Genomic DNA, 7,807 nt, shown 5'->3' on the forward strand with positions numbered 1-7,807 from the left:
CACACTCGCGATCCCCGCATCCCGGCAGGCACGGGCAACGCGGACAGCAATTTCACCGCGGTTCGCGATGAGCACCTTGCGCACGATGGCTCCCTTGGCTCATTTGGCTGGTTCGGCTTCCCCGACTCCGGCGGCTTCCCGGCTCCGACGCCCCGCGGCGGTCAGGGGGCCGCGCGACGGACGGCCGCGCTCACGGCGTCCAGCCGCCGCTCCGGCCGCCGCGCCGCCACTGGCCGGGGCCGCGGTCCGGGGCGGGCACCGTGCCCCGCCGCCACGATCGCCGCGAAGGTGACCGCCGCGCCGCGGGCTCGTCACCGAGCGCGGCGCCGGCGCCCGCCCACACCGCGAGCAGCGCGGCCAGCTCCTCGGCGGTGGGCTCGCCCCGCACCACCCGGATGTCGGGGTCGCGCGCGCCGCTCACAGCGGGATGTTCCCGTGCTTGCGCGGCAGCCGCGTCACCCGCTTGTCGGCGAGCGCCCGCAGCGCCTGGGCCACTTGCCCGCGGGTCTCGTGCGGCATGATCACCGCGTCCACGTAGCCCCGCTCGGCGGCGACGTACGGGTTGCACAGCGCCTGTTCGTACTCGGCGCGCAGCCGGTCGCGCTCGGCGGCCGGGTCCTCGGCCTGCTCGACGGCGCGGCGGTGCAGGACGGTGACCGCGCTCTCGCCGCCCATGACGGCGATCTCGGCGGTGGGCCAGGCGAGGTTGACGTCGGTGCCGAGGTGCTTGGAGCCCATGACGCCGTACCCGCCGCCGTACGCCTTGCGGGTGACGACCGTGACCATGGGGACGGTGGCCTCGGCGTAGGCGTAGATCAGCTTGGCTCCGCGCCGGATGATGCCGCCGCGTTCCTGCTCCAGGCCCGGCAGGAAGCCGGGGACGTCCACGAAGGTGAGGACGGGGATGTGGAAGGCGTCGCAGGTGCGGATGAAGCGGGCGGCCTTCTCGCTGGCGTCGATGTCGAGCGCCCCGGCCATGTGCGAGGGCTGGTTGGCGACCACGCCGACACTGCGGCCCTCCACCCGGCCGAAACCGCAGATGATGTTGCGGGCGAACAGTTCCTGCGTTTCGAGGAGCTCGCCGTCGTCGAGGACGGTGTGGATCACCTGGTGCATGTCGTAGGGCCGGTTGGCCTCGTCGGGGATCAGCTCGTCGAGCGCGAGGTCGGCGGCGGTGAACTCCTCCGCGGCGCGCACCTCGTAGTCGGGCGCGTCGTCCATGTTGTTCGACGGGAGGTAGCCGAGGAGCAGGCGGACGTACTCGAACGCCTCCTTCTCGTCGCGCGCGAGGTGGTGGGCGTTGCCCGAGACGGCGTTGTGGCTGTAGCCGCCGCCCAGTTCCTCGCGGTCGATCTGGTGGCCGGTCACCGTCTTCAGCACGTCGGGCCCGGTGACGAACATGTGGGAGATGCCCTCGACCATGACGATGAAGTCGGTGATCGCCGGAGCGTAGACGGCGCCGCCCGCGCAGGGGCCGGTCATCAGGGAGATCTGCGGGATGACACCGGACGCCTGGACGTGCCGCTTGACCAGTTCGGCGTAGAGGGCGAGGGAGACCACGCCCTCCTGGATGCGGGCGCCGCCCGAGTCGTTGATGCCGATGATCGGGCAGCCGGTGCGCAGCGCCAGGTCCATCACCTTGAGGATCTTCTCGCCGTAGACCTCGCCGAGGCTGCCGCCGAAGACGGTGAAGTCCTGGGCGAACAGGCAGACCCGGCGGCCGTCGATCGTGGCGTATCCGGTGATCACGCCGTCGCCGAGCGGACGCTGGCGGTCCATGCCGAAGTCGTGGCAGCGGTGCCTGGCCATGGCGTCCAGCTCGACGAAGCTGCCCGGGTCGACCAGGGCGTCGATGCGTTCGCGGGCGGTGAGCTTGCCCTTGTCGTGCTGGCGCGCGACGGCTGGTGCGTCGGTCGCCAGCCGCGCCGACTCGGCCCGCCTGCGGGTGAGTTCGGACAGCCGCTCGGCGGTGGTTCCTCTTCCTGGGCTTGCGGACACGGTGTCTCCTCGGTGCGTCATGACCTGGCCGTGCGGGCGTCGCGGGGCCCGGACGTCAGCCGCTTCGTACGACGGCGTCGGCCAGCGATCCGTCCGTGTAGAGCTGTCGGCAGGCGCGGCGTCGCACCTTGCCGCTGGAGGTCTTGGGCAGAGTGCCGCGCCGCACCAGCAGTACGTCGTCCGCCTCCAGCCGATGATTGTCCCAGACCGCCTCACGTACAAGCCTGTGCAGCCGTTCCGTACCGGTCTCGCGCAGGGTCCGCCCGTCGGCCTCCACGACGACGACCAGTTTCTCGGTGCTGCCGTCGTCCACGGAGAAGGCCGCCGCGCAGTTGGGGCGCAGGCCGGGGGCGGCGGTCTCGGCGGACAGTTCGATGTCCTGCGGGTAGTGGTTGCGGCCCGCGCGGATGACGAGGTCCTTGAGCCGCCCGTTGATGTACAGGGTGCCGTCGTGGAGGAAGCCGAGGTCGCCGGTGCGCAGATATTCGTGGCTGTCGTCGGCGGCGGGGGCGGTGCGGACCCAGAAGGTCTCCTTGCTCGCCTCCGGGCGGCCCCAGTAGCCGGCCGCGACGCAGGGTCCGTTGATCCAGATCTCGCCGACGCGGCCGTCTGGCAGCGGGTTCAGGGTCGCGGGGTCGACGATCCTGATCCGGGTCCCGGGCTCCGGCGCGCCGCAGCCGACGATCGGCACGGCGCCGGGCGCGTCCGCGTCGACCTGCCGGACCACGCCGTCCCGCAGGGCGTCGTCGGAGACCCACAGGGCGGCGGGTTCCCGGTCGACGCGGTCGCCGGTGGCCTTCAGGGTGTTCTCGGCGAGCCCGTAGCCGGGGCACATCGCGCGCGGGTCGAAGCGCGCGGGGGCGAAGGCGGCGGCGAAGTTCTCGATGGTCCGCCAGCGCACCGGTTCCGCGCCGTTGCCCGCGACCTGCCAACTGGACAGGTCGAGGCCGGGGCCGATCCGGCCTTCCGCGGCGGCTGACACGCACAGGTCGTACGCGAAGCCGGGCGCGGCGGCGTGCGTGCCGCGGAACCGCGAGATCGCCTCCAGCCAGCGGGCCGGGCGGCGGATGAACGCCTCGGGTGTCATCAGGTACGAGGTCGGGCCCGCCCACAGCGGCAGCACGATCCCGAACAGCATGCCCATGTCGTGGAAGAGCGGCAGCCAGGACACCACGGTGGCGCCGGGGCCGCAGGGCCACAGGTCGTCGGTCTCCCGCGCGTTGGCCATGAAGTTGGCGTGGGTGACCATCACGCCCTTGGGGTCGCCGGTCGACCCCGAGGTGTACTGGAGCAGCGCGGTGTCGCCCGGTCCCGGCAGGGTGCCGTGCCACTGCTCCGGGTCCGCGCCCCCGGCGGCGTCCTCGGGCAGTTCGTCGGTGGGGATCAGCGTCAGGCCGGTCAGCTCCGGGCGGTCGCCGAACCGCTCCCGCAGCTCGCGTGCCACGGCGGCCGTGGTGAGGACGGCGTGGGTGTCCGCGTCGTCGGCGATGCCGCGCAGCCGCTGGAGTCCGCTGACCCGGCTGGGCACCTGGACCGGCGCCGCGGCGATGCCCGCGTACATGCAGCCGAGCAGGGCGCGGACGAAATCGAATCCTGAGGGGTAGAGCAGTACGGCGTTGCGGCCGGCGAGTCCGGCCGCGGTGAGCGCGACGGCGTGCCGCCGGGCGTCGGCGTCGAGGGCGCCGTAGGTCAGCGGGTCCTGCGGCTCCTCGCCGTCGTGCAGGAAGACGAAGGCGGTGTCGTCCGGCCGTGTCGCGGCGCGCAGCCGCAGCGCGTCCACCAGGGTGCGCACCTCGGGCAGGGTGCGCAGGTCGAGCGGCGCGGAGGGGTCGGGGTACGGGGGCACGGCCTCGGCGACGGGCTGTCGCGTCAGGTCGATGCTCATGGTCAGCGCTCCTTGTCGAGCCGGGCGAGCCGTCCGCGGTAGAAGGTGAGCGGGCCGTCGTCCTCCAGCGTGCCGAGCGAGGTGACGGCGCCGACCACGATCCGGTGGTCACCGCCGTGGTACTCGTCGGCGACCTTGCACTCCAGGTAGCCGATGGCGTCGCGCAGGATGGGCGCGCCGGCGCTGCCGCTGAGGCAGTCCAGCCCGTCGAAGCGGGTCGGTCCCGGTGCGGCGAAGCCCATGGCGACCGGGCCCTGTGCCGCGCCGAGGATGCTCACGGCGAAGGTCCCGGTGGCGCGGACGGCGGCCAGCAGCCGGGAGTCGTGCCGCAGGCAGAACAGCACCAGGGGCGGTTCCAGCGAGACGGAGGTGAAGGAGTTGACGGTGGCGCCGACCCATTGCCCGTCGATCACGCTGGTGACGACGGTGATGCCGGTGGTGAAGTGCCCGCACACCTGGCGCATGGCGGACGGCTCCGGCGGCAGGGCCTGGGCGGGGAACCTCTTGGTTCCGGTGTCTGCTTCCATGTCCACGATCCCCAGGTGGGCGAGTCTGCGTCGGATGTCCTGTTCCTGGTCAGTCGTCATGGCCGAGGTCTTTTCCGCCGCCGCGCGCGCCGTAGGGCCGCACCAGGCGCAGCACTCCCGGTGGTGCTTCCTTGCGCGCCCACAGCAGGGTGCGCACCCGTTGCGGGGTGGTGAGGACGTACTCGCGGTCGGTGGGGTCGCCGAAGCCGTAGATCGGCGGCACCATCGGTTCGTTCCGCAGGCGGACGAAGATCCGGTCGGCGCTCTGGCGGGCGGTGGCGCGGCCCTCGGCGGTGTCGCGGCAGGCGGCGAGGGTGAAGTCGAGCAGCTCGCGGTATTCCGGCAGCGTCTCGTGGCAGACACCGGTGGCGGGGTCGGCGCGCAGCGAGGTGAGGGCGGCCTCGGCGGCGCCGGACGCCATCGTCTTGGCGCTCCGCTTGAGGGAGAGCGCGTCGAACATGGTGCCCAGCAGCCAGACCCTGGCCGTCGCGCTCCACAGCGCGGGGTGCGAGCTGGCAGTCAACGCGGCGTCCACCAGGCGGTCCTGACGGTCCGCCATGCCGTGCTGCAATCGCTCCAGATAGCGGAAGCGGCCCGCCGACCAGTCGTCGTCCCTGGCCGCGGCGAGGATGTCGGAGGCCGCGGAGTAGACGAGTTGGGCGGAGGTGTAGAGGTCGCGGCCGAGGACCGGGTCGCCGCCGAGCGCGGAGCCGTCGAGCAGCAGCATGCGGTCGCCCACGGTGCGCGAGGCGTGCCACTGGCCGGAGTCGGCCGTCCAGCAGAACATCGGCTGGGCGTCGGCGAGTTGGGCGGCGACGGCCGGGTGGCGGGCGGCGCGGGCGAGGATCTCCTCCCAGCCGTCGGTCCCCTGCCGGGGGAAGCGGGCGGCGTCCAGCGACAGGGTGACGGTGGCGAGCGCGGAGCCGGCCGGCGTACCCGAGCCGTTGCGGAAGTGGCCGACCTGTATCCAGCCGCCGTCGAAGACGTGGTGCAAGGTGCCCTGCGACCAGGGGTGCGAACCCTTGAGGACCGGCGCGACCCGCTCGTACGGCCGTACGCCGACGGCGTGCGCGCCGATCACCCGCGTGCCGGTGCCCCCGGAGACCCGCTCGGCGCCGAGCGCGCGGGCCACGGCCGAGTCGGGGCCGCCGGTGTCGACCACGAAGCGGGTGCGTATCTCCTCACCCGAGGTCAGGGTCAGGCGTACCCGGTCGTCCTCGGCGACGGCCTTGTCGACCCGGACCCGCTGCCGTACCCGGGCGCCGTACCCGACGGCCGCGGCGAGCATCCAGGCGTCCAGGTCGGGCCGGTAGAAGCGGCTCTCGCCGTGCTCCGAGGGGATGTTGAACTGGAGGGAGTCGGCCCGCCGGTGCCCGGCGCCCTCGTGGTGGTGCACGAAGCCGAGGGTGCGCTGCACGCCGCAGTTGTACGACAGTTCGCGTCCGACCCGTCCCGCGTCGGCGAGCAGCGCGATCTCCGGCACCCGGAAGCGCTCGGCGATCACCTCGTAGAGGAACGAGGTGCACGGCAGCGTCATCTCACCCGGCTCGCTGCCGGACGTGTCGTGCTCGCCGAGCAGCAGGACGCGCAGGCCGTGCCGGGCGAGGATCACGGCCAGCGAGGTGGCCGTGATCCCGGTGCCCAGGACGGTGACGTCCGGGTCACGCTGGTCGTCTCCGATGTGGTCGGGGTCGGTTCTCATGGTGCCCATCACCTGTTCGGGTCGGATACGGATGGGTCAGCCGCCGTGCGCGACGCGTTCCATGGCGAAGCCGCGCATGGCGTGGGTCACCGTGCCCGCGATGTCGGCGGGTGCCTTGGTCCGGGCCCAGGCGACGGTGCGCGCCATGCGCGCGGGGGTCGCGTGGAAGAAGTGGTTGCCCGGCTTGTCGAGGTTGAGCGGCGGCGGGATGAAGTCGGCGGCGGAGAGCTGCGCGAACAGCCGCCGGGTCGCCTCCTGCGGTGTGATGGTGCCGTTCTCCACCTGCTCGCTGACGGCGGTGGTGTGGCGCAGCAGTTCGTTGCAGCCGTCGTGGGTGGGGAAGGGCGAGCCGAGGTATTTGGAGTGCTCCATCTCGCGCAGCGGGCCGGTGTCGCCGCCGCGGCGCAGCCGGTCGTAGACGCCTTCGAGGTGGAAGGTGCCGAGCACGGTGGAGATCGCCCAGGTCCTGAAGACCGCGTTCCACATCTCGTAGTCGCGGAAGGCGATGAAGGAGCTGTTGACCAGGTCGTCGTTGGCGCTGAGCAGGCCCTGCTCCAACTGCTCGACGAAGGCGAAGCGTTCGCGGGAGAAGTCGTCGTCGCGGATCGCGTCGAGCAGCCGGTAGCCCAGGACGTTGACGACTTCGAGGGTGTTGGTCAGGCCGCGGGAGTAGAGCGCGTCGATGAATCCGGCGGCGTGCGCGGTGATGCAGAAGCGGTCGCCGACGGTGCTGGTGGTCGAGTACTGCAACCGGCCGGTGGAGACCCACTCGCGGACCGGGCGGGCGTTCTTGAACTGCGGTGCGATGTCGGGGAACCGGCTGAGGAATTCGTCGAATTCCTGCTGCGGCGGCCCGTCGGGCCGCGGGTGCCGGCGCGGGTCCAGGGTGAGGCCGACGCTGCACAGCCGGTTGGTGCCGCCCTTGTTGTTGTCGAAGGGGATCACCCACAGCCAGCCGCCGTCGAAGACGTGGTGCAAGGTGCCCTGGTGCCACGGGCTGGGGTTGCCGTACTGCGACGGGTTGCGCATGACGTCGTCGTACGGGGTGACGCCCACCATGTGCGTGAACAGCGAGCGCGAGTGGTGCTTGAAGCGGGTGGGCTGTTCGCGCAGGCCGAAGTGCTCGGCGACCGGGGAGCGGTGGCCGCTGGCATCGACCACGTAGCGGGCCTGGAAGGTCTCGCCGCGGTCGGTGGTCAAGGTGACGCCCGAGCCGTCGATGTCGACGTCCTGGATCCGGGTCTGCTGCCGCAGGACCGCGCCGTAGGAGGCGGCGGTGTACGCCATGTAGGCGTCGATGTCCTGCCGGTAGAAGTGGTTCTCGGTGTGCAGCATCTTCGGGATGACGAACTGGTTGACCTCGTCGGGCCGTTGGGCCTGGCCCTCGCGCTGGTAGACGAAGCCGAAGTTGCGCTTGACGCCGCAGGCCCCGGTCACGTGCTTGCGTACGCTCTGGAAGCTGGCGAGGTGGGCGATCTCCGGCACGTCGTAGCGGGCGCTGACGACCTTCATCAGCACCGAGGTGTAGGGGATGGTGGACTCCCCGATGGCGAACCGCGGGTGGGTGCCGGCGTCCAGCAGCAGCACCTTGGCGCCGTTGCGGGCGAGTACGGCGCCCAGGATCGAACCGGCGATGCCTGCGCCGAGAATGGCTACGTCGTGGCGGGTGTTCATCTGCGACCTCCTGGGATACGG

7 protein-coding genes are annotated in these 7,807 nt (G+C 72.0%); all 7 read right to left on the reverse strand.

Annotated elements, in window-relative coordinates; genetic code table 11:
* On the reverse strand, nt 1-84 hold an 84-nt coding region (locus ACIOC1_RS14370; RefSeq protein WP_355335748.1), incomplete at its 3' end, for a biotin carboxylase N-terminal domain-containing protein.
* A gap of 106 nt (nt 85-190) precedes the next feature.
* On the reverse strand, nt 191-421 hold the full coding sequence (locus ACIOC1_RS14375) for an acyl-CoA carboxylase epsilon subunit (RefSeq protein ID WP_391047672.1): 231 nt from the start codon (nt 419-421) through the stop codon (nt 191-193).
* Nucleotides 418-2,019 (reverse strand): carboxyl transferase domain-containing protein, encoded by a 1,602-nt coding sequence (locus ACIOC1_RS14380; protein ID WP_391047674.1) that lies wholly within the window; start codon nt 2,017-2,019, stop codon nt 418-420. Before ACIOC1_RS14380 ends, ACIOC1_RS14375 begins: the two co-directional genes overlap by 4 nt.
* Nucleotides 2,020-2,053: 34 nt before the next feature.
* Nucleotides 2,054-3,883, reverse strand: a complete 1,830-nt coding sequence (locus ACIOC1_RS14385) for a fatty acyl-AMP ligase (RefSeq protein WP_401854309.1) — start codon at nt 3,881-3,883, stop codon at nt 2,054-2,056.
* 2 nt (nt 3,884-3,885) lie between these two features.
* Nucleotides 3,886-4,470: a flavin reductase gene (locus ACIOC1_RS14390; RefSeq protein WP_391047680.1), complete on the reverse strand. Its 585-nt coding sequence runs from the start codon at nt 4,468-4,470 to the stop codon at nt 3,886-3,888.
* Nucleotides 4,460-6,112, reverse strand: coding sequence for an NAD(P)/FAD-dependent oxidoreductase (locus tag ACIOC1_RS14395; RefSeq protein ID WP_391162580.1), 1,653 nt, complete (start codon nt 6,110-6,112; stop codon nt 4,460-4,462). Before ACIOC1_RS14395 ends, ACIOC1_RS14390 begins: the two co-directional genes overlap by 11 nt.
* A 36-nt stretch (nt 6,113-6,148) precedes the next feature.
* Nucleotides 6,149-7,786, reverse strand: a complete 1,638-nt coding sequence (locus ACIOC1_RS14400) for an FAD-dependent oxidoreductase (RefSeq protein ID WP_355334782.1) — start codon at nt 7,784-7,786, stop codon at nt 6,149-6,151.
* Nucleotides 7,787-7,807: the final 21 nt, after the last annotated feature.

Origin of the sequence: Streptomyces sp. NPDC088197 (assembly GCF_044741185.1) — a bacterium.
GTDB lineage: Bacteria > Actinomycetota > Actinomycetes > Streptomycetales > Streptomycetaceae > Actinacidiphila.